The sequence below is a fragment of the Adhaeribacter rhizoryzae genome (assembly GCF_008629685.1).
In the GTDB taxonomy this organism is placed as follows: domain Bacteria; phylum Bacteroidota; class Bacteroidia; order Cytophagales; family Hymenobacteraceae; genus Adhaeribacter; species Adhaeribacter rhizoryzae.
Window position 1 is genome coordinate 141,651 of the sequence record NZ_VWSF01000007.1, and the last position, 23,011, is coordinate 164,661.

23 protein-coding genes are annotated in these 23,011 nt (G+C 43.1%); 5 read left to right on the forward strand and 18 right to left on the reverse strand.

Going from position 1 to position 23,011, the window contains the following annotated elements; translation table 11 throughout:
* Positions 1-59 precede the first annotated feature (59 nt).
* Entirely contained in the window at positions 60-1,076 is a 1,017-nt protein-coding gene (locus tag F0145_RS11390) for a PorP/SprF family type IX secretion system membrane protein (protein ID WP_150088531.1), read from the reverse strand.
* Between the two features lie 177 nt (positions 1,077-1,253).
* Between F0145_RS11390 and F0145_RS11395 the strand changes: the two genes are divergently transcribed.
* A complete protein-coding gene (locus F0145_RS11395) occupies positions 1,254-4,274 on the forward strand; it encodes an AsmA-like C-terminal region-containing protein (protein WP_150088532.1) in 3,021 nt (1,006 codons plus the stop codon).
* Positions 4,275-4,356: 82 nt separating this feature from the next.
* On the opposite strand, the gene F0145_RS11400 is transcribed toward F0145_RS11395, so the two are convergent.
* Both F0145_RS11400 and F0145_RS11405 read right to left on the reverse strand, forming a co-directional pair.
* A complete protein-coding gene (locus F0145_RS11400; protein WP_150088533.1) occupies positions 4,357-4,821 on the reverse strand; it encodes a DinB family protein in 465 nt (154 codons plus the stop codon).
* A gap of 119 nt (positions 4,822-4,940) precedes the next feature.
* Positions 4,941-5,459: a GreA/GreB family elongation factor gene (locus F0145_RS11405; RefSeq protein WP_150088534.1), complete on the reverse strand. Its 519-nt coding sequence runs from the start codon at positions 5,457-5,459 to the stop codon at positions 4,941-4,943.
* Positions 5,460-5,678: 219 nt separating this feature from the next.
* Here F0145_RS11405 and F0145_RS11410 point away from each other — a divergent pair, with 219 nt between their 5' ends.
* Both F0145_RS11410 and F0145_RS11415 read left to right on the forward strand, forming a co-directional pair.
* Complete coding sequence (locus F0145_RS11410) at positions 5,679-6,545, forward strand: MBL fold metallo-hydrolase (protein ID WP_150088535.1); 867 nt, start codon at positions 5,679-5,681, stop codon at positions 6,543-6,545.
* Positions 6,546-6,870: 325 nt separating this feature from the next.
* A complete protein-coding gene (locus F0145_RS11415; RefSeq protein WP_150088536.1) occupies positions 6,871-7,863 on the forward strand; it encodes a pseudouridine synthase in 993 nt (330 codons plus the stop codon).
* 60 nt (positions 7,864-7,923) lie between these two features.
* Here the strand turns inward: F0145_RS11415 and F0145_RS11420 are convergent, their stop codons facing one another.
* From F0145_RS11420 to F0145_RS11460, 9 genes are all read right to left on the reverse strand, one after another.
* Positions 7,924-8,343 carry a hypothetical protein gene (locus F0145_RS11420; protein WP_150088537.1) on the reverse strand — a complete coding sequence of 140 codons (420 nt, stop codon included), beginning with the start codon at positions 8,341-8,343 and terminating at the stop codon, positions 7,924-7,926.
* Positions 8,344-8,781: 438 nt separating this feature from the next.
* Complete coding sequence (locus F0145_RS11425; protein ID WP_150088538.1) at positions 8,782-9,444, reverse strand: NAD-dependent epimerase/dehydratase family protein; 663 nt, start codon at positions 9,442-9,444, stop codon at positions 8,782-8,784.
* A 13-nt stretch (positions 9,445-9,457) separates the two neighbouring features.
* A complete protein-coding gene (locus F0145_RS11430; protein WP_150088539.1) occupies positions 9,458-10,111 on the reverse strand; it encodes an HAD hydrolase-like protein in 654 nt (217 codons plus the stop codon).
* 171 nt (positions 10,112-10,282) lie between these two features.
* Positions 10,283-11,326 (reverse strand): LLM class flavin-dependent oxidoreductase, encoded by a 1,044-nt coding sequence (locus F0145_RS11435; protein ID WP_150088540.1) that lies wholly within the window; start codon positions 11,324-11,326, stop codon positions 10,283-10,285.
* 246 nt (positions 11,327-11,572) lie between these two features.
* Positions 11,573-12,157, reverse strand: coding sequence for a DinB family protein (locus F0145_RS11440; protein WP_150088541.1), 585 nt, complete (start codon positions 12,155-12,157; stop codon positions 11,573-11,575).
* A complete protein-coding gene (locus tag F0145_RS11445) occupies positions 12,154-12,579 on the reverse strand; it encodes a DUF4345 domain-containing protein (RefSeq protein ID WP_150088542.1) in 426 nt (141 codons plus the stop codon). Before F0145_RS11445 ends, F0145_RS11440 begins: the two co-directional genes overlap by 4 nt.
* A 71-nt stretch (positions 12,580-12,650) precedes the next feature.
* Positions 12,651-13,235 carry a Crp/Fnr family transcriptional regulator gene (locus tag F0145_RS11450; RefSeq protein WP_150088543.1) on the reverse strand — a complete coding sequence of 195 codons (585 nt, stop codon included), beginning with the start codon at positions 13,233-13,235 and terminating at the stop codon, positions 12,651-12,653.
* A 483-nt stretch (positions 13,236-13,718) separates the two neighbouring features.
* Positions 13,719-13,913, reverse strand: coding sequence for a hypothetical protein (locus F0145_RS11455; RefSeq protein ID WP_150088544.1), 195 nt, complete (start codon positions 13,911-13,913; stop codon positions 13,719-13,721).
* A gap of 288 nt (positions 13,914-14,201) precedes the next feature.
* Complete coding sequence (locus tag F0145_RS11460) at positions 14,202-14,585, reverse strand: SRPBCC domain-containing protein (RefSeq protein ID WP_150088545.1); 384 nt, start codon at positions 14,583-14,585, stop codon at positions 14,202-14,204.
* Between the two features lie 533 nt (positions 14,586-15,118).
* Between F0145_RS11460 and F0145_RS11465 the strand changes: the two genes are divergently transcribed.
* The gene (locus F0145_RS11465; protein WP_150088546.1) at positions 15,119-15,541 is read left to right on the forward strand and encodes a hypothetical protein; all 423 of its coding nucleotides are present in this window, start codon (positions 15,119-15,121) and stop codon (positions 15,539-15,541) included.
* A 157-nt stretch (positions 15,542-15,698) separates the two neighbouring features.
* Here the strand turns inward: F0145_RS11465 and gdhA are convergent, their stop codons facing one another.
* On the reverse strand, positions 15,699-17,039 hold the full coding sequence (gene gdhA / locus F0145_RS11470; protein ID WP_150088547.1) for an NADP-specific glutamate dehydrogenase: 1,341 nt from the start codon (positions 17,037-17,039) through the stop codon (positions 15,699-15,701).
* A 375-nt stretch (positions 17,040-17,414) separates the two neighbouring features.
* On the opposite strand from gdhA, the gene F0145_RS11475 reads away from it, so the two are divergent.
* Positions 17,415-18,023: a pseudouridine synthase gene (locus F0145_RS11475; RefSeq protein ID WP_150088548.1), complete on the forward strand. Its 609-nt coding sequence runs from the start codon at positions 17,415-17,417 to the stop codon at positions 18,021-18,023.
* 29 nt (positions 18,024-18,052) lie between these two features.
* On the opposite strand, the gene F0145_RS11480 is transcribed toward F0145_RS11475, so the two are convergent.
* From F0145_RS11480 to F0145_RS11500, 5 genes are all read right to left on the reverse strand, one after another.
* On the reverse strand, positions 18,053-18,973 hold the full coding sequence (locus tag F0145_RS11480; protein WP_223815985.1) for a M90 family metallopeptidase: 921 nt from the start codon (positions 18,971-18,973) through the stop codon (positions 18,053-18,055).
* 205 nt (positions 18,974-19,178) lie between these two features.
* Positions 19,179-19,907: an FKBP-type peptidyl-prolyl cis-trans isomerase gene (locus F0145_RS11485; protein ID WP_150088549.1), complete on the reverse strand. Its 729-nt coding sequence runs from the start codon at positions 19,905-19,907 to the stop codon at positions 19,179-19,181.
* A 94-nt stretch (positions 19,908-20,001) separates the two neighbouring features.
* Complete coding sequence (locus F0145_RS11490; protein ID WP_150088550.1) at positions 20,002-20,400, reverse strand: hypothetical protein; 399 nt, start codon at positions 20,398-20,400, stop codon at positions 20,002-20,004.
* 220 nt (positions 20,401-20,620) lie between these two features.
* Positions 20,621-21,124, reverse strand: a complete 504-nt coding sequence (locus tag F0145_RS11495; RefSeq protein WP_150088551.1) for a DUF6265 family protein — start codon at positions 21,122-21,124, stop codon at positions 20,621-20,623.
* 701 nt (positions 21,125-21,825) lie between these two features.
* The gene (locus tag F0145_RS11500; protein WP_150088552.1) at positions 21,826-22,926 is read right to left on the reverse strand and encodes a Gfo/Idh/MocA family protein; all 1,101 of its coding nucleotides are present in this window, start codon (positions 22,924-22,926) and stop codon (positions 21,826-21,828) included.
* Positions 22,927-23,011 lie beyond the last annotated feature (85 nt).

Here is a 23,011-nt window from a genome sequence, read left to right on the forward strand (position 1 = left end):
ATTACCTGTTTGGACAAAATTAATAATATTATCAATATAATTCGCAATTATATCAAAAATTACACACCCGGCAAAGGTATTCTTTTATAATTTTTTCCGGATACTCGCTTTTTAAATATTTTGTTATAATCTACCTTTTCAAAAGATAATGATATTTCGTGTGCTCCGCCGTTCCGGGTTCCGAACGGCGATAACGGAACATCATAACTGTAACCAATCCGCCACGATGCTAAGCCAATACCTGCCAGAAAACTTACCGACTGATCATACGCATAATTGCTTAATAAAGGTAAGCCTCTGTACAATAGACCAAACGTAAAAGGCGTATAAGTAGTATACAAAGCAATATCAGTTTTTTTAAAGGGACCTTGCTGCGTATACGTAACGCTGGGTGTAACGCTCCACTCGTAAGGTTTGTTCAAATAATAGTACGTTTTCAACGGAAATTTATAGCCGGTGTTTAAAATAACTTTTCCGGGTAAATAAGCCGAAGCATCGTTAAAACCAATAACGGGCCGGTTTAAATGGTGGCCGGCTAAACTAAGCCAAAAATTATTATTGTAAAGCACACCGCCCGTACCAACGCTAATATACCGCACCGGGTCGTAAAAGTTTAGCTCTTGTGAATTGGGGTTGGTGGTGCCATCGTCGTTGAGCTGGTCGCCGAAGGTAAGACGGGTGTAATCGAGGCGCTGCGAACCGTAGCTTAACTGCATACCCAAACTAAAAGCCAGCTTCTCGCTTAACATAGATTGGTAAGCGTATTGGCCGCCTACCTGAAACTTGGCAAAACCACCCTCGCCGGCTTTATCGTTAGAAATTACCAACCCCACAGAAGATTGCTGGTTTTTAAGGCGATAGTAGCCGGAAAACTGGTTCGTAACAAAAGCACCTTGTAGTTTAGGCCACTGGTTGCGGTAAGTAAAAGCAGCGCTGTAATCGGCGTGCAGGCCGGCGTAAGCGGGGTTCAGGTGTAAGCGATTGGCATACTGCTGGGTAAAATGCAGGTCCTGGGCTAAACCGGTACACGGCAGCCAACTGAACAGGCATAATAATTGAGTAAGTTTAAACCGCATATAATTGCCAAAAATAACCGGTGGCGGGCAAAGCGTAAAATTTTCCGGCCTGCTTAACCAAACGTTTAGATGCTGGTTTAGGTATAATGCCGGATATAAATTTTAAGAAGCGAAAACCTGGGGCAATAAAATTTAGCTAAATTCGCTATTTAAATATAGTACTTAATTAATAGTGCCATGAAAAAACTAATAATTGGTATCGCTGTATTTCTGGTGGTACTTATTGCAGCGGCCGCTTTGCTGCCTTACTTGTTTCGGGATAAAGTAAAGCAGGTGCTGGATAAACAAATTGAAAAAAACGTAGCTGCCCGGGTTATTTATAAAGCCGATGATGTAAATCTGAGTTTGTTCCGCAACTTTCCTAATCTGTCGTTAACCGTAAATAATTTAACCGTAATTGGTCAGGATTCTTTTCAGCGCGATACGCTGGCGGCCTTGCCGGCCTTTAGCATGGGCCTGGATTTAATGAGCGTTATTTCCGGCGATGAACTAAAAGTTAAATCTATTAACCTGAAAAACCCGCGTATTAAATTAATTGTTTTAAAAAGCGGCAAAGCCAACTGGGATATTTTTAAATCCGATACGGTTCAAACGCCCACTGATACTACTACCAGTGAATTTAAAATGGCTATTAAAGGCTGGGAAATAGAAAACGGCACTTTTGTGTACGAAGATTTAACCTTGCCCATGGGCCTGGTAGCGCATAAGGTAAACCATACCGGCAGCGGCGATTTCGAGCAGAATATTTTCGACCTGAAATCCAAAACCACGGCCAATGCTTTTACCATGACCTACGGCGGCGTTAATTATTTAGAAAATACGCTGCTGGATGCCGATGTAACCCTGGCTATGGATCTGAATAAATCGCTTTATACGTTTAAAGAAAACAAAATCCGGATCAACGAATTTCCGTTTGGGTTTAACGGGTCTATTGCCATGCCGACGGAAGATATTGACCTGGACCTAACCTTTAAAGCTGCCGAAACGGATTTTAAAAATATTCTTTCTATTGTGCCGGGCATGTTTACCGAAAAATTTAAGGATGTACAGACCGAAGGTAAAATGGCTTTTAACGGTTATCTCAAAGGCCGCTCCAACGCAGTTTCAACGCCAGGTTTCGGCATTGATTTGCAAGTAAGTAATGGCCGGTTCAAATACCCAGACCTGCCGCAGGCCGCTACTAATATTAACGTAGACATGAAGGTAGATAACCCCGACGGCATTGTAAACAACACAAAAATACAGGTAAATAAATTTCACCTGGACTTAGGTAAAAACCCGGTAGATGCCCGCGCCACTATAAATGGCCTGGAACCGATGCAGGTAGACGGTAACGTAAAAGCAAACATTGACTTAACCGAAATGACTAAAGTATTTCCGGTAGAAGGCATGACGCTGCGCGGCTTGTTAAACGTAGATGCTACCGCCAAAGGTACTTACAGCAAAACCCAAATGCCGGTAATGCGTGCCCGCCTGAATTTGGCCAATGGCTTTGTGAAGTCAAAAGATTTTCCAGCGCCTATTCAGAATTTAAACTTCTCCTCTACGGTAACCAACACCACCGGCAACACCAACGATACCCGCATTGTGGTAGACCGCTTTAACATGCTGCTCGATGGCGAGCCGTTACAAGGCCGCGTTACCATCCAGGATATTGACAAACCCGCTTTTGATGCGCAGATAAAAGGTATTTTGGATTTGACTAAGATTACCAAAATATTCCCGCTCGACGACATGACTGTAACCGGCCGCATTAACGCCGATGTAGCCGCCAAAGGCAAAATGACCGATGTGGAAGCCGGCCGCTACGACAACTTAACTGCCAGCGGCAACATGCAGGTAAATAACTTAACTTATGTAAGCAAAGATTTGCCCCAGGGCATGAAAGTAAACCAGGCACAGGTGCAGTTTAACAACGAAAAAATAAACGTACAGCAACTAAACGGCGCGGTAGGTAAAAGCGATATTCAGGTAAACGGTACCATTTCTAATTATATGGGTTATCTATTCTCCAAAAATCAGCCTTTGCGTGGTAACTTAACCCTGAACTCGAACCACTTTGATGTAAACGAATGGATGGTAGACGAATATTCCGGTAAGCCTACCAACTCACCCACCGAAGGCGTAGTAGAAGTGCCCGCCGATGTTGATTTTGTGCTGAATACTTCGGTAAAAGAAGTAGTTTACAGCAATTTAAAACTGAATAATACCCAGGGTACCGTTGTTATTAAAGACCGCATAGCCCGCTTAGAGAAAGTAGCTTTTAATACGTTGGGCGGCAGCTTTGTTACGTCGGGCTCTTATAATACCCAAAATTTGCAGCGACCGCTGTTTACCATGGGGCTCAATATTAATAACCTCGATTTTAAATCGGCTTACAATGCCTTTAATACGGTAAAAGCCTTGGCTCCTATTGCCCGGTTACTCGATGGACAATTCTCTACAGATTTTAATTTTTCGGGAGAGCTGGGTAAAGACATGCTGCCCATATTTAGCACCTTAACTGGTAAAGGCGTAGTTGAAGTTATTAAGGCCGTGGTTACCAATGTGCAGGTATTAAATAAAATAAGCGAAGTAACTAATTTTAATGAAATCCGGAATTTAATAATCGAAAACAAAGATTTTGGCGCCGAAATAGTAGGCGGTAACCTGGTGGTGAAACCCTTTGATATTCAGGTGCGCGATATAAAAATGACCGTGGGCGGCACTAACAATATTAACGGCGATATTGCTTACGTTACCGCCTTAGATGTACCTACCGGTAAATTAGGGAATGCTTTAAATGCTAAACTTACGTCGCTAACCGGCCTGAAAGATATTAAAGGCACCGAGCGCGTTACCTTAAACTTAAATATTGGTGGTACGCTTACCGCGCCCAAAGTAGCCTTAGCGGGTGGTACGGCTAAAGCCCAAGCTAAAGATTTGGTGCAGAATGTAGTGCAGGCCAAACTCGGCGATGCCAAAGCCGACTTAAAAGCCAAGAAGCAGGTGGTGGAAGATAGCCTACGGGCCGAACTGGATCGTAAGCGCACCGAAACCGAAGCCAAAGTACAGGTCGAAATAGAAAAGAAGCGTCTGGAAGCCGAAGCGCGCCTGAAAAAACAAGCTTCCGAAAAACTTAATTCCTTGTTTAACCGCAATAAAACTAAACCGGCAACTGCTCCCACCGAAACCAAACCAGATTCTGTGAAGAGATAAATAGAATATTTTTCAGGCAAGCTGCCGCACTAGTAGCGGGAGCTTTTGCCTGAAATATTCAGAATAAAATTTCAGAATAAAATTAGTTGCTCCGGACATAAGTAATATAATCAGTATTTATAGGTTCCAGGTTGTGCTGGCGCAAATCGCGGGCCACCTGGGCGCGGTGGTAAGTGCCGTGGTTAAATACCTGCATTAAAATATCGTGGATAGAAGTAGAAAAACCTTCGCCTTTGGTATTGGTGTAAATAACTTCAGTTTCGAGTTCGGGAACGTTAAGCGTGGCGTATTCCTGAAATTGTTCCGACGTCGTTTCGTGAAGTTCCCGGCATTGGCTCAGGGTATGCGTTTCGAAAAGCGGCAATAAAACCGGAATATTTTCAAGTCGGCTTAGCCAGATTACCTGCGCATTTATTACGTGGCTGAATAGCTGCAAAGTAGTTTCCGGAATTTCGCCGGGCATATTTTCTAAGTGCTGTAACAACCTATCGTTTGCCCAATAATTATAAGCTGCTAACTTTTCTAAGGTAGAAGATTTATTTATCATACAAAAAGGCGCTTAAGATGTGTGGGCAAATATAACCGGAGGAATATATTATTTAGTATTTAATTCCTACTGAATTAGGTATTCAGACTAACATTCTATATTTCGGGGTTACCGACCAGTTAAGGTTCGTAGGTAATATTTACTACTTCGGCTATTTCTTCGATGCGGCCCAGCCGCAAAGTTACCGTTTGGCCCAGCTTGGCTCCCAGTACTTCCCGGGCAATAGGAGCTACAAAGGCTACTTTCCCATCTGCTACGGAGGCTTCATCTACGCCCACAATGGTAAACCGCCGGTCCTGGTTTTTGCTATTGTTGCGGGTACGTAGGGTAACCGTTGCGCCAAAACGTACTTCGGTTACAGGCTGGCTGCGTGGGTCTACTACTTTGGCACTGGCTAAGCGGCTGGTGAGCGCACTAAGTTGGCCGTTCAAGATGGTGAGTTGCCTGGTGCGGTTAGCCTCGTCTTCCCGGTTGGCTTCGGTGCGGGTGCGCACCGTTTCTAAATCCGTTAGCTCGGCGCGGAGTTGCGCCAGTCCCTGCGGGGTAACATAGTTGGGGGTACCCGGCGGCAAAGCTGCCCGGGGCGGAATTATCGGGGGCTCTCCCGCATCATCTTCTTTTACAAAAGCGCGGCTCATCTGAATTTATAACGGTTATGTTTGAATGAGGTTGCCGGAGATATTGGGGGCAGTATGGTCAGGCAATTTTTACAGAAATATTTAATTGGTTTAACTATCAGGGCAGTACCAGTAATAACAATAAAACAGGAACTGGGCTGAGTAAGAAGTTTGTTATGCGACATACTTGTTTGTAGCGGGTTGAAAAATCGGCGAAAAACTGTTTCTTTGTATTTACTTATGTCCCTATTTATTACCTCGTTAAATTCCGGAAGTAACGGTAATTGCTATTACATTGGCAACGATCAGGAAGCTATTCTGGTCGATGCCGGCATATCGTGCCGCGAAACCGAAAAACGGATGCAGCGGCTGGGTTTGTGCATGAGTAAAGTAAAAGCTATTTTTATTTCGCACGAGCATTCCGACCACATTCGGGGTTTGCCGGTATTAGCTAAAAAATACCAGTTGCCGGTATATATTACACCCGAAACTTTACGCTTTGGCCGCCTGGATTTGCCGCAAAACCTGGTAGTACCTTTTGTAGCGGATAAACCTGTGCATATTGGGGCGCTATCGGTTACAGCTTTTCTTAAGTTTCATGATGCCGCCGACCCGCATAGTTTTGTAGTTACCTGCCAGGATGTTAAAGTAGGAATATTTACAGATATTGGCACATGTTGTGATAACCTGATTAATCATTTCAGCGAATGCCACGCGGCTTTTCTGGAAGCCAACTACGACGACGAAATGCTGGATAACGGCTATTATCCGTACCATCTGAAACGGCGCATTCGCGGCGATAAAGGGCATTTATCTAATAAACAAGCCCTCACATTATTTACTACTTACAAGCCGGCCCACATGAGCCATTTGCTGTTGGCGCACCTTTCTAAAAATAATAATTGCCCCAACCTGGTTAGCGAAATATTTACCACCCACGCTGCAGGTACTGAGGTAATAGTAGCATCGCGGTACGCGGAAACACCCGTTTATACCATTAGCAGCACCGGTAATATGGTTAAAAAAGCAGCGTTGCCCAAAGCCGAACGTAAAAAGGTAGCCCGGGGCAGAGCAAATATTGGCATCCAGCAAGAAATAATCTGGTAAGTATTATTTGGAGTTAAGCTAATCAGGTAAAATAGCAATAAGTTTAAAACAGTCAGGTAAAAGCTTATTTTGCAGTTGCTGATGGCAATAAAGGAATATTTTCCGAGTAATTAGAACTGGTGTTTGCAAATGACTTACGCTCCCCACATTGCTAATTTATTGACCGGAATCTGCCAAATCAAAAATATTGACCTACCTTTGGCGGCTGGTTAAGCAGTTTAAAATAGCTTTAAATTTAGTGACTGCTCTTTTTAAATTTACTTTTTGCATTAACCCACGTTTATAAACTATTGCCCAACTATTCTTTACCCTTGCGCCCACGCTTATGGAACCGAAAAGATTAAATAAATATATTAGCGATGCTGGCTTTTGTTCCCGGCGCGAAGCCGACCGGTTGATTGAAGAAGGTCGGGTAACGGTGAACAATAAAACTCCGGATGCTGGTACCAAAGTAGGTCCTAAAGATAAAGTACGCATTGACGACGAGTTGCTGCACGTACGGGAAGAAGAAATAGTTTTTTTGTTGTTTAACAAGCCGGCGGGTATTGCCACCACCACCGACCTTTCGGTGCGTAATAATATTATTAGTGCGCTGAATTACCCGGCCACGTTGCAGCCCATTGGCCACTTAGACCGCGAAGCCGAAGGTCTGATGTTTTTAAGCAACGACACCGAACTAGCCCGCAAAATGACCAAAGCTGATACCCGTTTTGAGAAAGAATACGTGCTTACCCTGGATAAACCTGTTACCGGCGAGTTCCTGACCCGCATTAGTGAGGGTGGTGCACCAACGCCAGGGACTAGCCGTAAAAAAGTTTTTGTCGCAAAAGAAGGTACTAACCGTTTCCGGATTGTGCTGGAGCCCGGCATGAACCACCACATTAAGCGCATGTGCGAAGCCTTGGGTTATAAAGTAACCCATTTGCAGCGGGTGCGCATTGCTAACTTTACCCCAATAAAATTGCAAACCGGCCATTGGCGCACGCTCACCGAAGCCGAAGTAGAAACGCTGAAAAAAATAGCCGGAACCAAATCCGGAAAAAGCGGTGCAGCAACTAAAAGGGAAGAAGATGCTTTTTTCGGGGAAAGCTTACCTGCCCGTAGCCGCGCGGCCAGAGCACCTGGCAGCGGAAAACGAAGCGGGCCACCAACCTCCGGCAATAAGCGTACTAGCAATACAGATGCCCGAAGCGGAGCAAAAAGCGCTGCTACTGGTCGTAAGCCTGAAGTTAGAAGCAATGCAAGCCCTACTAAAAGAACTCCTGGGGCAAGCGGTGGCCGGAGAGGCCGCTCAACTAAAGGTACCACTAAGCGGTAAAAAAAATCCTTACCAGCAGTAGCCGGTAAGGATGTAAGAAAACAGGGAAATTTTCAGGCCTTATTTTAAGGTTTTAAAATAACGCACATCCATATCGGGGGTAATTTCTACTAAGAAATTAGTTGTTTCGTTTTTCAGGTTCACGTAGTAAACTTCTTCGTTACCGGTATATTTAATTATTTCGCCCATCTGGTAATTAGGATATTTCTTAACCAGGTTTTTGATGGCTTTAGGAGATAAAGCTGTTATTTCTACCAATTGCGTAGTACCCACCAACTCATTTTGGGCATCGTAAAACGCAGTCATGGTTTTGCCATTCTTCGTAAAAGTAGCTTTTTGAAATCTGGAAGAAGCTGACCAGGTTACATTTTCGGCACCAGCAAAGTGTGTATTAAAGGTAGATTTGGTATAACCAGATACTTTTTCTTTTCCGTTGTCGGTACCGTTGTTAGCAAACGCACTTAATGAAATTACCATCATTAACAGTGCAGAACATAGAATGTTTTTCACAAGAGTAATATTTAATTCGTAACAAAGATAAGTGTTCGTTATGAATTATTAAAATTACTAACTTATTATTTAGCGATATTACAATAAAATTACACTTTATCTAAAATATAGCTGTTCTTTATATTTGCAGTAGAATATAATAATAGTAATGAGTACTTAAGCAGTAAATGCTTTAAGAAAATAGCTTTTGCCGAAGAAATTAAAAACTAGCGAGGAGAAATTTAATTCTTTCTAAAATATTAGTAAATGAGGAGCTTTGTTTTACTAAAAATGAAATATAGGTCTGTTACGGATTTATTTTATAGTATAGATATGGCAAAAAGTAAGCTTTGAAAACTTACCCCAAGAAATTGTAAATAGCAATAATCAAAGAAAGCCTTTCCCTGGAAACTAAACCATAAATAATTTTCAGGCTTTCGCTAATGCATTAATATCTTTAACTTCTAACACGGGTTTATTGTAGTCTTTAAGCACCACGTTTACCATGGCCCGGCCAACTTCTTGCAGCGTAGATACATACTGTGGCAAAAAGCGCCGTAATATGGGGTAAAGCCACATAAAAGCCGCGAAGTAAGGTTTTGTGTTCTTAAGCCCCCGAATAGGATGAATATAGGCCGGCCGGAATAGATACGTTTGTTTAAAAGGCAATTGCTGGAGGTGGTTTTCAGTTTTGCCTTTTACCCGCGCCCACCGGCTGCGGCCCAGTTCGGTGCTATCGGTACCAGCGCCCGAAACATAACAGAAAACCATATTGGGGTTAAGCCGGGCTAAGGTTTGGGCCACGTGCATGGTTAAGTCGTAGGTTAAGCGGTAATATTCATCGGCAGCCATCCCCACCGATGATACGCCCAGGCAAAAAAAGCAGGCATTGTAGTTATGTAACTGCGCTTCTATCGCCGATATATCGAAGAAATTGGTGTGAATAATTTCTTTTAGTTTCGGATGCGCAATCCCCAGAGGTTTGCGGTTAATTACCAGTACGTGTTCTACATGGGGGTGCGCCAAACATTCGTGTAGCACACCCTCTCCTACCATGCCGGTAGCGCCTGTAATAATAGCCCTGATTTTCATGGTTAATAAAATATTAAATTCCGATATAAGTAAGCTTAATTTGCTGCTGCATTATTTTCAAAATATCTGCCGGTGTATTAGCCACAAAATCCGGCTGATCGTTGCCAAGACTTTCCGGTAAATCGTAGCCCCAACTTACCCAAACCACCTTAACTCCATTTTTCCGGCAAGCTATAATATCGCGGTGTTCATCCCCCACGTATAACACTTCTGCCGGCAACAGTTTATAGGCTGTCAGAAACTTCCGGATTACTTTATCTTTCCCAAACAGGTTGGTAGAGCAAAACACGCTGCTTATTAAATCGAGCTGGTTGTGGTGCAGAAACTGCCTAATATTTTTTTCGGAATTAGTAGAAATTATTGCCAGTTGATAACCTTGGTTCTGTAATTCCCAGAGCACTGGCGGTATGCCTGCTATTAAGCTAATATTGGGTATAGCGGCCTGGTACAATTTAAGGAATTCGGCCGTAAAAAAAGGAATTTTGTACAATGGTAAGTTCATGTAGCGGCAGCGCTCTTTTATAGATAAGGTGCGCAGGTAAGTAATGGTATGGGGTTCCATTATTCGTAACCGGTATTTTTCGGCCAGTTGGTTATACACCAAGATAAAAGCATCTTGCGAATGCACCAGCGTACCATCAAAATCGAAAGCAATGTATTTAATCATGCCATAGCTTAAGTAAAATATTTTACTACAAAACCAACCTGCTGGCTAGTACTGCAATTTATATCCTTAACCGGCTTTTTGTATCTATGGCGAGTAAAAAAAAGAGTAGCCCGAAACCCGGACTACTCTTAATATTATTGCAAAATTATTGCTGAGAAATTAAATGCCAGCTTAACTAACCAACTGGGCTTTCTTTTGCTGCTGCAACGCGGTTATTAATTCGTAAGAATGCACGCGGGCGGCATGGTCGTAAATATGAGAGCTGATCATAAGCTCATCTACCTGGGTGTTGTTCAGGAAAGTTTGCATTTTTTCTTTTACCGTAGCCGGGCTGCCAATAAAAGAATAACGCAGCATCTGGTTTACCGAGTAAGCTTCCGAAGCATCCCATATTTGGTCCAGATCTGCGATGGGTGGCTGCAGCATTTTAGATTTGCCCCGGATTACATTTAAGAAAGAAGCGTATAAGCTGCTAGCCAGGTAACGGGCTTCTTCGTCGGAATCGGCTACAACGGCGTTTACACAGGCCATGGCGTAAGGTTCCAGAAGCGTTTCGGAAGGAATAAAGCTTTCGCGGTAAACCTGTAAAGCCGCTTGCAAGTAAGTTGGCGCAAAATGGCTGGCAAAAGCATAAGGCAAACCCAGAATACCCGCTAACTGCGCGCCAAACGTACTCGACCCCAATAACCAAACCGGAATATTTAAGCCTTCGCCCGGCACGGCCCTTACTGGAGAGGTATTATTTTCAGCGGATAGATAGGTTCTGAGTTCGGCTACATGCTCCGGAAAATCGTTACCGGCATTTTTTAAATCGCGGCGCAGAGCCATGGCCGTAAGCTGGTCGGTGCCGGGCGCCCGACCCAGGCCCAGATCTATCCGGTTGGGGTACAACGAGGCCAGCGTACCAAATTGCTCGGCCACTACCAGTGGCGCATGGTTAGGCAGCATAATACCCCCAGAACCTACCCGAATAGTAGAAGTACCACCGGCAATAAAACCAATTAATACCGAAGTAGCCGAGCTGGCAATACCCGGCATGTTATGATGTTCGGCTAACCAGTAGCGCTTATACCCAAATTTTTCGGCGTGTTGGGCCAAGTCTAAACTATTTTGGAAAGAATCGACGGCCGTTTTGCCTTCCAGAATAGGTACCAAGTCAAGCACCGATACCGGAATATCCGCCAGCTGTTTTTGTTTATTATTTATCGTTCGCATGTAATTTTCTTCTAATTCTTCCGGCCTGCAAAACAGAATTATTTCACGAGGGAAGATAATAGAAAACGATTGCTCCCGGATTAAAGTTCGGTTAAGCAACACGCACAACTGAAGATGATTTGAGTATACCAGATTACCTAAAGCGTTAAGCCGCTAAAACTGGAGGCATACGCTTTGGATAACCCGGTGAAGTGAAATGGTGTCTTTTATTATTCTGATACTTGGTGTTTTAGAGCAGGCAAGCCGCTATACGCTGGCAGTTGCGGTTAAAATATTTGGCTGAAGAAGATTTTGTTTAGCCTGTTGTAAATGCCGCTCGTTGTGCGCTATTAAAAACTGTAATACATCGCCCAGGTTTAGTTTTATCCATTTTAAAATGGAAACCGGAATTTTTATTTTATTTAAATCTACCTGCCGCGATTGCTTTATATAAGCCAGTAAGGTTTCCTGTTGCTGAATAAATTCGGCTACTACGGCGTGCGCATCCAGGTTGTGGGCAGGCTGATGTATTTTAGCGGATTTTTGTTTTTTCTTACCGGTTTCGGGGTCTATTAGCCGCGTAAAATAATTACCCAGCCAGGAGCTTTGGAAGGTATCCGGGTTTACAAGGTTAATATTTTTATTTAAACCTTTTTGGATGTAAGGCAAGTAATATTGGCCATAACTGTTCAGGTGGTCGAGACACTGGGCAATGCTCCAGCCGCCGTTGGTAGCCGGGCGTAGCAAGGTTTCTTCGTTAATATTCTGAAAAACCCGGATAGCTTCCTGTAAGTGGCTTTCTACTTTGTTTTCGAGCCTGCTTAAAAACTGTTCTTTATTTACCGGCTTCATATTAGGGCAGGATTTTTAACGGTTACAGCACTTTTATTGAGCAAATACAGCACAAAAGCTACCAGAAAAAAAACAGATTCAGTAATCAGCCATTGGGTACCAAAATCGCCCAACGGACCTTCGGTAAAAATAGTAATAAGCCGCGATACGGCATACAAGCCCCAAAGCAGGCATAAAAAAGCTAATCCCTTCCGGAAGTTCTGGCGCAGCAAGTAAAGTAGCGTTAAGAACAAAGTTAATCCTACGCCACCGTATACGCCCCGGATAGAACTAAAGGCATCGGTGTTGTTTAACTTTACGGCCACTAAATCCATTACCGATTGCGGGTTGGCAAAAGCCATTAAACTTACTGATAACAAACTAACTGCCGATAATAAAATAAAGCCCTGAGCGGCCAGACGTAAAGTTTTTTGTGTTTTCATTTTCTTTAGATTTAAGTACAACACAAAGGTGGCGTCAGGCCTAAAAATTATTCTTGGTATTTACCAAGATTTTAAAGCTTTACCTTATTTATTAATTTACTAAAGTTGGTGGCCTCTATGCCTAAATAGTTGGCTAAGTACTTATGCGGTACCAACTGCAAAATATGCGGGCTCCGCTGCAACAACTTCTTAAATTTTTCTTCCGACGAATAACACTGCAGTTCTACCAGTCTTTCGAGCAGGCCCGCCAACGAATGGGTTATACCCACCCGCACCATGGTTTCTATAGCAGGTCGGGTTTGCATTACCTGTTGCAGGTCAGGGAAAGTAGCCCGCAAAAATACCGATGGCGTTAAAGTTTCGAAATAATAACGGGAGGGTTGTTGTTGCAGCAAAGAATCGAGTACGCCGCCAAAAGAAGGCGCATAACTAAAAACCAGGGTTGCTTCGCGGTTTTGGTCATCGAAATAATATACCCGCTGCACGCCTTCTGCCACAAAGTACAGGTATTTCTCTTTTTCGCCGGCAACGGTAAGCGCTTCTTTACGTTTGGCCCTGAATGGCTGCCAGATTAAAGAAAAGGCTGCCCAATCTTCTTCGGCTATCGGGTAAATAGCATTAACCAATAATTTTAATGCAGCAGTAGCTTCCGGCATAAGCAAAATTATAAGCTTTAATCTGAATCAGGTATTCTTCCGGGTTTTACCCAGGTGGCTTTTATGCCCGGAATTAAAGATAATTAAATTCCGGAGTTGCCAATAATACTTTTTATTAGCGTAAAGCTTGTAGCTGTAAAGCAGGAAATTAAAGTTAATATTTTAACCCAAGAGCAGGTATTATAAATATTGGTAAAGTAAAGCAAAGTGCAGGAGATACCACTAAAAGCAGTTAGCCACTAGGTATCTCCTGAATTGCAAGTAACAGCCCCGAAACAGCCATAGAACTGTTTTGGTATAACGGCTACTTTTAAAAGCAATTACATAAAATATACACTTGTATAGGTACTACAATTAAGTACATGCATTTCTGCTCTCAATTAATTAGAGCGCAGTATAGTTCAACAAGTGTAACTTAGCGTCAAGTAAATATATATTATAATTAATATTTTTAAAGTTATATTATTGCTTGTATTATATTAATTACCCTTCAGCAATGTCGTAAATAGCAATCGTATTCTTTTTAGGATTAATTTGGCCGTGCGATCTTTCTTTTTTCCAGTACATTTGCCGTCCGAAGCGGTTTTCGAGCGGTGGTAGCCGGTGATAGCCGCCTCTTTTGTTAGCAGCGCAAGAAGATAAAATAATTACTACGAGTAAAGGGACTAAGTTTTTCATATATAATAAAGCTAACTGTTTTTTACTTTTATAAATTTAGTGCAATTTAGATGGTGTGAATTCAACTTCCAAAAATAATTCACAAAATATTTGAAAATTACAATATTTACTTTTTTTAACCTTATAGTTTTTATTATATATAGTAAAAGATTGCTTTTTAAGCTTTATTAGGTAGGCGGAATGGTTAAAATGCAGGGGTTGCAGGCTATTTGGAAGGGGCGCAGAGTTGCGCTGAGAAGAGCTTGGAAAGCTTAAGATGCAAAGAAAACCAGAGTAGTTAAAGGTGATTTATTCGTCTTCGTAAAAAGCAATCAGGTTGCCGAAGTAAATATTGTTCCAGCCTTCTACTATATCTTCGAAAGCTTCGTCCGGAATATTGGTGTGGCGCAGTTCCACTGATGTGCCATTTTTGTGTGGGTGCAGTTTAATTGTTACCACCGAAGGTTCAGGTTGTTCGCCGAAATACCATTCCTGTACTATTTTTTTATTTTCTTCAAACTCCAGGTTTTTGCCCGCAATGCTGCCATCAAATAATTCAAACTCCGAGCCCGGTACTGTACTCATTACGGCTTCTTCGCCGGACCAAAGATGAATAGTAGTGGCATTGGTTAAAGCCAGGTAAACTTCTTCGGGCGCGGCCGGAATAATAAAATATTTTTTAAATTCTTTCATTGTATAAGCTTAACGTATTGTGGCAAATTAAAAGATAAAAATATTAACCCGCTACGTTTATGCTGGCAAAATAATTCTAGCCGTAAATTATCAGCACTATAATAACGAAATTAGTTTTATTATAACTTAGTTACTGATGCTGCGCAAAAGGTAGGGCAATATTAAATTTAAGCATCTTGAGCTAACTCTTGTCATTCAGGAGGAAACTATTTGGCGGCCTGTTAAATAGTTTCCTCCTGAATGACAGAGGTGAATTACTTGTACCCTTATTTTTTAGCTTTGGTATAACAGACGTTACTTAATCTGCCTTGTTTTGTCTTCTAATTACGTTATTATGTTAAGTAAAGCTTCCTAAAAGCGCCATTTAGCTAAAAAGAGTAATAAAACAGACCATAAGAAGTAGTATTTTCAATTTTAATTATCTTTCCAGTTGGGGTTGAAGAAAAAATATATTAATATTAATTTAGAAAGATAAACTGCTTTCGTACGTTACCTTTGTTTAAATTACACCTATTAAAGTTAAGAAGTCATCCATGAAAAATATAGCTAATATTTTGTTTATAGCGGCGGTGCTAATTTTTACTAATTGCCAACCCGAGAAAAAAAGTACCGTTATAACCACACCAGCGCCTAACAATAATGTTACAACTAACCAACCAACGGTTAATGGCGGTGATCCGGTGCAAGCAACTAATTCGCAAAACCAAGCAGCTACGCCAGTAAATCCGGTAGGTTTAAACCCGGCCCACGGTTTGCCGGGGCACCGCTGCGATATACCCGTAGGTGCCCGGCTAGATTCGCCGCCCCAAAGCAACCCAACAATAGCGCCCCAGTTACCCGCGCCAACGCTTCCGCTGCCCTCTGCGCCGGGTTTAGTAGCCGCCGGTACCAATCCGCCGCACGGACAACCAGGCCACGATTGTGCTATACCCGTAGGAGCGCCGCTAAAAAAATAGCTTTAATCTTAATCGGTTAAATTAACCTTATTAAATTTTGTAAATTACAAGCTCTAAAACAAAAGCCTGCTTACATAAAAGCAGGCTTTTGTTTTTTGTGGTTTGGAGAGGCACTTTTAGAAGCTGGTATATTTATTAAGCACTTCGTAAAATATTATTAAACAACACCTTGTGCCAGCATGGCATCGGCTACTTTCACAAAACCGCCAATATTAGCGCCTTTTTCGTAGTTAATATAACCATCCTTTTCGGTGCCGTATTTTACACAAATGCTATGAATTTCTTTCATAATATCGCGGAGGCGGCTGTTTACTTCATTCCGGCTCCAGGAAATACGCAACGAGTTTTGCGACATTTCGAGGCCCGATACCGCCACGCCGCCAGCGTTAGAAGCTTTACCTGGCGCGTATAATATTTTGGCTTCGGTAAAAACATGAATAGCATCCGGAGTACTAGGCATATTGGCACCTTCGGCTACGCAAATACAACCATTCCGGACTAGGGTGCGGGCATCTTCTTCGTCGAGTTCGTTTTGCGTAGCATTCGGGAAAGCAATATCGCCTTTAATTTTCCAGGGCCGTTCGCCGGCAAAAAACTCACAATTGTATTTATCCGCGTATTCTTTTATACGTCCGCGCTGCTCATTTTTCAGGTCCATTAAATAGGCCAGTTTAGCATTGTCGATGCCCGCCGGATCATAAATAAAGCCTTCAGAATCGGAGAGCGTAACTACTTTAGCGCCGGCCTGGATGCATCTTTCTACGGTATATTGGGCCACATTGCCCGAGCCCGATACCAGCACCGTTTTACCTTGTAAGGTTTCGCCCCGGGTGGCCAGCATATCTTCGGCAAAATAAACCACTCCGTAGCCGGTAGCTTCCGGCCGAATGGCACTACCGCCCCAACTAATGCCTTTACCCGTAAGCACACCCGTAAATTCGCCTTTAATGCGCTTGTATTGGCCAAACAAAAAACCAACTTCGCGGCCACCTACGCCAATATCACCGGCCGGAACGTCTATATCGGCGCCTACGTGCCGGTACAATTCCGTCATAAAGCTTTGGCAAAACTTCATTATTTCACTGTCAGATTTTCCTTTTGGGTCGAAGTCGGAGCCACCTTTACCGCCGCCCATGGGCAAACCCGTCAGGCTATTTTTAAAAACCTGCTCAAAGGCCAGAAATTTAAGGATGCTCAGGTTTACCGATGGGTGAAAGCGGAGGCCGCCCTTGTAAGGACCAATGGCACTGTTCATCTGCACCCGAAAGCCCCGGTTAACTTCTACATCGCCCTGGTCGTTCAGCCAAGGCACCCGAAACATAACAACCCGTTCGGGCTCCACCATACGTTCGAGAATTCTGGTTTTCTTATATTTCGGAGTTTCTTCTATAAACGGAATAATAGTTTCGGCCACTTCCTGTACCGCCTGCAAAAACTCTGGTTCATGCGGATTGCGCGATGCAACTTTATCCAGAAACTCTTTTACCTGTGCATCCATAGAATTCTTTTTATAAAATATTGATAGTTTGCTTATTAATTTTTGATGTAATGCCGTTTTTACCGAGGTATTACTAATAAAGTTTTAATATTAAGAATGAAATTTCATAATCAGCAACTTTTATTTATTAAATAAGCCTGATAAATAATTATACCGGGTTAAAGAAGCTAACAGACAATATTTATGGGTAAGTAAAAGCGTCTTGCACCGGAAAGTTTAAAAGCAGCTTTAGCCCAAATAAGGCAAGTATAAAACTGCTTTTACTAAAATGGGTTTTTCTCTAACCTTCCCTAAAGTTTAAAAAGCTAGCTATCTTTGCTGGTCGTTAATAAAGCCAAAATTAAGGCTATAAGATTTATTCCTGTTTTTTACGCTATGCAGCACCGGCATTTTGTTATTTATAAACCTTATGGTTATCTAAGTCAGTTTGTAGGCGAAGCGCAAAAGAAAAAGCGCCTAGGCGAACTGTTTGACTTTCCGGCGGGTACTATGGCTATCGGGCGCCTGGACCAGGACAGTGAAGGACTGCTGCTATTAACTACAGATGGCAAAAAAAGCCAATATATTACCAGCGCTAAAATTGAAAAAGAATATTATGCCCAGGTAGATGGAATTATTACCCCGGAGGCCGTTGCCCAACTGCAGCAAGGCGTAAATATTGGCCTGGAAGGTGAAATATATACCACCAAGCCTTGTGGGGCTATAAAACTAACCACTATACCAGATTTGCCGCCGCGCGGCCGTAAAATTCGTGATGAGCGCCACGGCCCTACCAGTTGGGTTTCTATTACGCTTACCGAGGGCAAAAACCGGCAAGTCCGGAAAATGACAGCGGCTGTTGGTTTTCCTACTTTGCGTTTGGTTCGGGTGCGCGTAGGTGACTTGCAACTAAATAATTTGCAACCCGGCGAAGTAAGAGAAGTGCCCGATTTAGTAATAGCTACTCCTATTAGGGCTGTAGTAAATGCCGGTTTAGAAAATTAAAACTTATTTTATGTGAGGTAATAAACTTTTTAGCGGCTTCGCTCCGGGTCTTGCTGGAAAATGGTGCACAACAAACGGTACAATTCCGGGTGGTTCTGGTTCAGCTTTTCCGGGTTATCAAAAAAATATTCACTTACCACCGCCAGAAATTCGGCATTGTTGGTTAAGCCATAAGGGTTAATATCTGACTGGCCTTTCTTCATTTTTTTAACTTCGGCTTTAAGTACCTGTAACCACGGAATAGCATAAGCATTATTTAAGAATATTTCGGGTAGCCCGTCTATCGCCCCATCGGCTTTATCTAGTAAATGCACAAATTCATGAATGCCCACGTTGCTGTTGTCCTGATTTTGGAAGCCGGCCAGCAAATTAGGTTTAGAAAGCAGCAGCGTGTTATTTAAGTACATATTCCCCACCATGCCGGCAATAATCCGCTCCTGCCCTGCCGTATGTTCTGTCCGGAATTTTTCGTCGAAAGCATTGGGATAAATTAATACTTGCTTCAGGTTGGGGTACTCGAAAAATGGAAAAGCAAAAGTAGGAATAATGGCGCTGGCCGCTACGAGCAACCTAACCGTATCGTCCAGGTTGGTATCAATGCCCTCTACTTTTTTCTCGGCCAGGAAAAACTGCACCCGCTGGTTAAATATTTTTTTATCTGCTGGGCTAAGATTGGCATAGAAAACTGAATTTTTTTCCAACAGGTCTTGCCAGGTTTCCGGGAAACTAATATTTAGTAAATGCAGTCGCTGGTAATATTTATTGGTAGAGCGGCGGTACAATATAAAAATGAGCAGAAAGCAAATGCCTCCCAGCATAATCACCGGTAAAGGATTGCTGTAAAACCAGAGTATAGCGCAAAATATTACTACTCCAGCCACGTATAAAAGGGCTTGGTTCCGGCTTTTGCTTACAAGCCGTTGGTAATACGTTTCAAAATCTGCTTCCATCTTTAATTAACCTGGTAGGGCTTTGGTTTTAACTATACGCCTACGGGTAAAAAACAGGCTATAAATTCCGGATATGCCGTGTATGGCACTTAATGTAAAAGAAGAACCTCACCGGCTTTACAGTTGGTGAGGTTTACTTAATGGTATTGCGCTAAGGTAACACCGCAAATATTTAAAAGACTTTTTTCAAGCTTCCGGTAATATTTTATTTTTTAATTTCTAGCAGTTCTACATCAAATACCAAGGTAGCGCCGCCCGGAATATCGCGGCCGGCACCCATATCGCCGTAAGCTTGGTCCGAAGGTATGTACAGGCGCCATTTACTGCCGGTGGGCATTAGTTGCAGGGCTTCGGTCCAGCCCGAAATGACGCCGGCAACCGGAATGGTAAGCGGTTGGCCACGCTTAAAAGAAGAATCGAATTCTTTTCCGTTAAGCAACTTGCCGGCGTAATGCACCACTACCGTATCGGAACTATTTGGTTTTGCCCCCTGACCGGCGGTTAGAACCTCGAATTGCAAACCGCTGGCGGTTTCGGTTACACCGGCCTTCTTTTTGTTTTGCACCAAAAACTGACGGCCTTTTTCTTTTTCGGCGGACGCTTTTTTGCTAACACTGGTGCGGGCAAAACGCTCCATTACCCCATTAGCCGCTTGCATATCAAAAGAGGTAGATTTATCTCCTAAGGTTTGCTCAATGGCTTTGTTTAGTAAGGCGTAATTCAGATTTTCTACGCCCTGGGCTTTTAAAAATTGCCCGGCCGAAAGGCCCATGGCATAACTAAGGCTATCGTTCAGGTTTTTGAAAGAAGGGGCGGCCGGAGCTGCTGGTTTGGTGGGAGTAGCTGGTTTCTTGGCCGGAACGGGCTTTTTGGTTTGGGCTTGCGCCGCCAGGCTACCCACCAGCAGCCACAACAAGAATAATTTTTTAAGCATATTTATTTTATTTTGAATTGCGTTTGGGTGTTTTAACCCAGGGTTTGAGAAATTAGTTCGGCTATAGGTGGTTGCGACAGCAGTTTCCGCTGCTTTATTTGGCTTTAAGCCAGGTAAGGGCGTGCTCCAGATCAGTAAAAGTTTTCATCTCAAAGGCTGTAACTACTTGCTCCTGCATGGTTCGGGCTAAGCTTTCCCGGTCGGAATTGCCCGTGTGCAGGCGCGCTAATTTCTGGAGCCGGGTAGATTCTAATTCCTGGATGTATTCGGCCATAATAGCGGTGTACCGTTCATTATCTATTTGTATAATTCTTTTCCGCGAATCCATGAGCAGCTTTTTAACATCGTAGTGCCTAATATATTTGGCAATGGTACTCAAAGCTTCTTGTACTTCCAGGGCATAAAATTCGTAGCTAGCCGATAAATCAGCAACTAAAATATCGGTGGCGGGCGAGTAATCGAGGCGGATAAGCGGGCTGTTGAACAAAATCATGACGCGAACTAATGTTAGCAAAAATAGGTGATATACTTATGCACTACAAGCTAAATATAGTCTAAAATTGTAATTTTCGGGTAGTAGTTAAATAAAAGTTAGGCCTGCTGGCAATAAACGCATTTTTGTGCAATAGTAAATATGAATTTAAATAAAATTGCCCAAGCTTATGTATTAAGCCCGGGCAATTAAGAATATTTCTGACTGAATTAAGTGGTAATTATTTTATCCGGTTAAATACAAACAAATCTTTGTACACCCATTTGTTATCCTGCTGGTTGCCGCGGGCAATTACAAACTGGTTATCGGAGCGTTTTTCGTACAGAATGCGTAAAGCTTCGCCTTCTTTCTGAAATATTGCCCGGTTCTTGCTGGCCTCTATAAAATTATAACGGTCTTGTTTATCTTTTTCTTCCTGCCCAATCAGGCCGGGGCTAAAATGTTTTACCAGCGACACCAGCCCCTGCGGACCTTGCTCATAGGCCAATATTTCGTACATGCTGGCTTTGTCCCCTTTCATCATGCGCATCATGCCTACCATGTTGTCGCCGTTTTGGGCCATCCAATAGCCCTCTACATCGCGGCCATCGTTGGTAGCTTTCCAGTGGCCTTGTATAAAACTTACATCGGCCAGCGTACCGCCTTTGGGAGTTGTTTGGGCAGAAGCCGGGGTTAGTAAATTTAAGAACAGCAGCAACAGGGGCAATAGCATTAATTTTTTCATATAAATTTAGTTTTTTAGATATAGTCCGGTTTTCAAGGTATAAAATATTTCTTTATCTGGTACTGGGTAAAAGTATAAATCATAACACCTAATGTTCAGCTTTTGAAAGATTGCATCTTTCAAGGCTGAGGTGCTATTTATCTTTTAAAAGATTCCATCTTTCAATGCGGAGGTGCTATTTATCTTTTGAAAGATTCCATCTTTCAATGCGGAGGTGCTAACTGTAGTTAGAAGTCTAAGTAGCCTCCCGGCCGCGGGGCCCCGTTTGGTCACTCGGGCTGTCTAAGCTTGTTTTCCTCGTACCTCGGAATGCTACGCACCACAACCTTAGAAGGCCCTCATCGCCCAAACTGCTGTAGTTTGCCAGTAGCTACGGCTTTTCTAAGTCATTATTAAAAATCAATGAACAAGCCAGCTCAACAAAGCTAATGCGCAACATTCCGGTTCGGGCGAGTTCCTTCCCTAATTTAGGGCAGGTGCCCGGAGGGCGGAAGGGTTAATCTCTTCCAGCAGAAAAGCAGGTACCTACCGCACCGGCGAAAACCTTAAAGAATAGTAAACAGCTCCAGGCAAACTACAAGTACCTTAATTCTAAACTAATGCTGGAATCAGATTTCTGATAAAATAATCTTTAAGGAAGGTGTATTGTTTATTTGGTAGAAGCTTGCCGTTACAGGCCCTAACCGGTAACGACAGCGCACTTATACTTTAACCCGTTGGCCCGAAGCCGCCGATTTGTAAATAGCTTCTACAACCTTTATGTCGCGTAAACCTTCTTCCCCGGGTACCAGCAAGGGCTTGTTTTGCATAATGGCCAGCGCATCGTCGTCCATTTGATTGGCTTGCTGCCAGGGCAGTTGGTACGAGTGGTTTATTTCGCCCAGCGGGCTGCTACCTTTTACGCCGGCATAAGCCGAGTAAGGCTCCATTTTTATTTCGCCTTTCTGGCAGGTAATATTTAAAAAATTAGTGTTTTCGCCAAAACTGGTTTTAATATCGGCTCTTACACCGCCCGGAAACTCTAAAGTAGCTACCGTAGTTTCGTCGAGGCCGTTTTTATAAATTTCGGGCCGGATAGTAGAGGTTTTGGCCGATAAAATGGCAATAGGTTCCATGCCGGTTCCCATACGCGCTCCCTGAATGGCATAAACGCCCATGTCGTAGAGCACACCGCCGCCCATTTCTTTTTTCTGTTTCCAGTGGTCGGTGCGGCCCTCGCGGTAGCCGGCGGCGCAATTTACTTTTTGTACGTTGCCCAAAAGCTTCTTTTGCACAATGCGGCGGTATTCCTGGGTATTAGGTTCGTGCTGCAACCGATAACCAATGGCTAAAGTTTTCTTATTTTTGCGGCAGGCATCAATCATGGCCTGGCACTCCTGCACCGTAATAGCCATGGGTTTTTCGCACCACACGTGCTTGCCCGCATTGGCCGCCCTAACTACGTATTCGCGGTGCATCGATGGGGGCAACACCACATATATTACATCTATATCGGGGTTATTGGCAATCTGATCGAAATTCTGGTAGTTGTAAATATTCTTTTCCGGAATATTGTATTTTTTCTGCCAGGCTTCGGCTTTAGACGGGGTACCGGTTACAATGCCCGCGAGGTAGCAATTTTTGGTTTGTTGCAAAGCCGGTGCCAGCAAATCGGTGCTGTAATAGCCCAGACCCACCAAAGCTACGCCTAACCGGGTTTTTTGCGGTAAAGTGGCCGATAAAAGTGTATGCGGTGAGAACAGTGCAGCGGCGCTGCCCAAAGCCAAGGTTTTTAGAATGTCGCGACGTGAAGTTAAAGTCATGGTTGCTAAGGTTAAGAAGTAATTGCCTTTAGAAAAATTAATTTACCTTTTAAAAAGTAATACATCACCTGTACTTAAATTAATT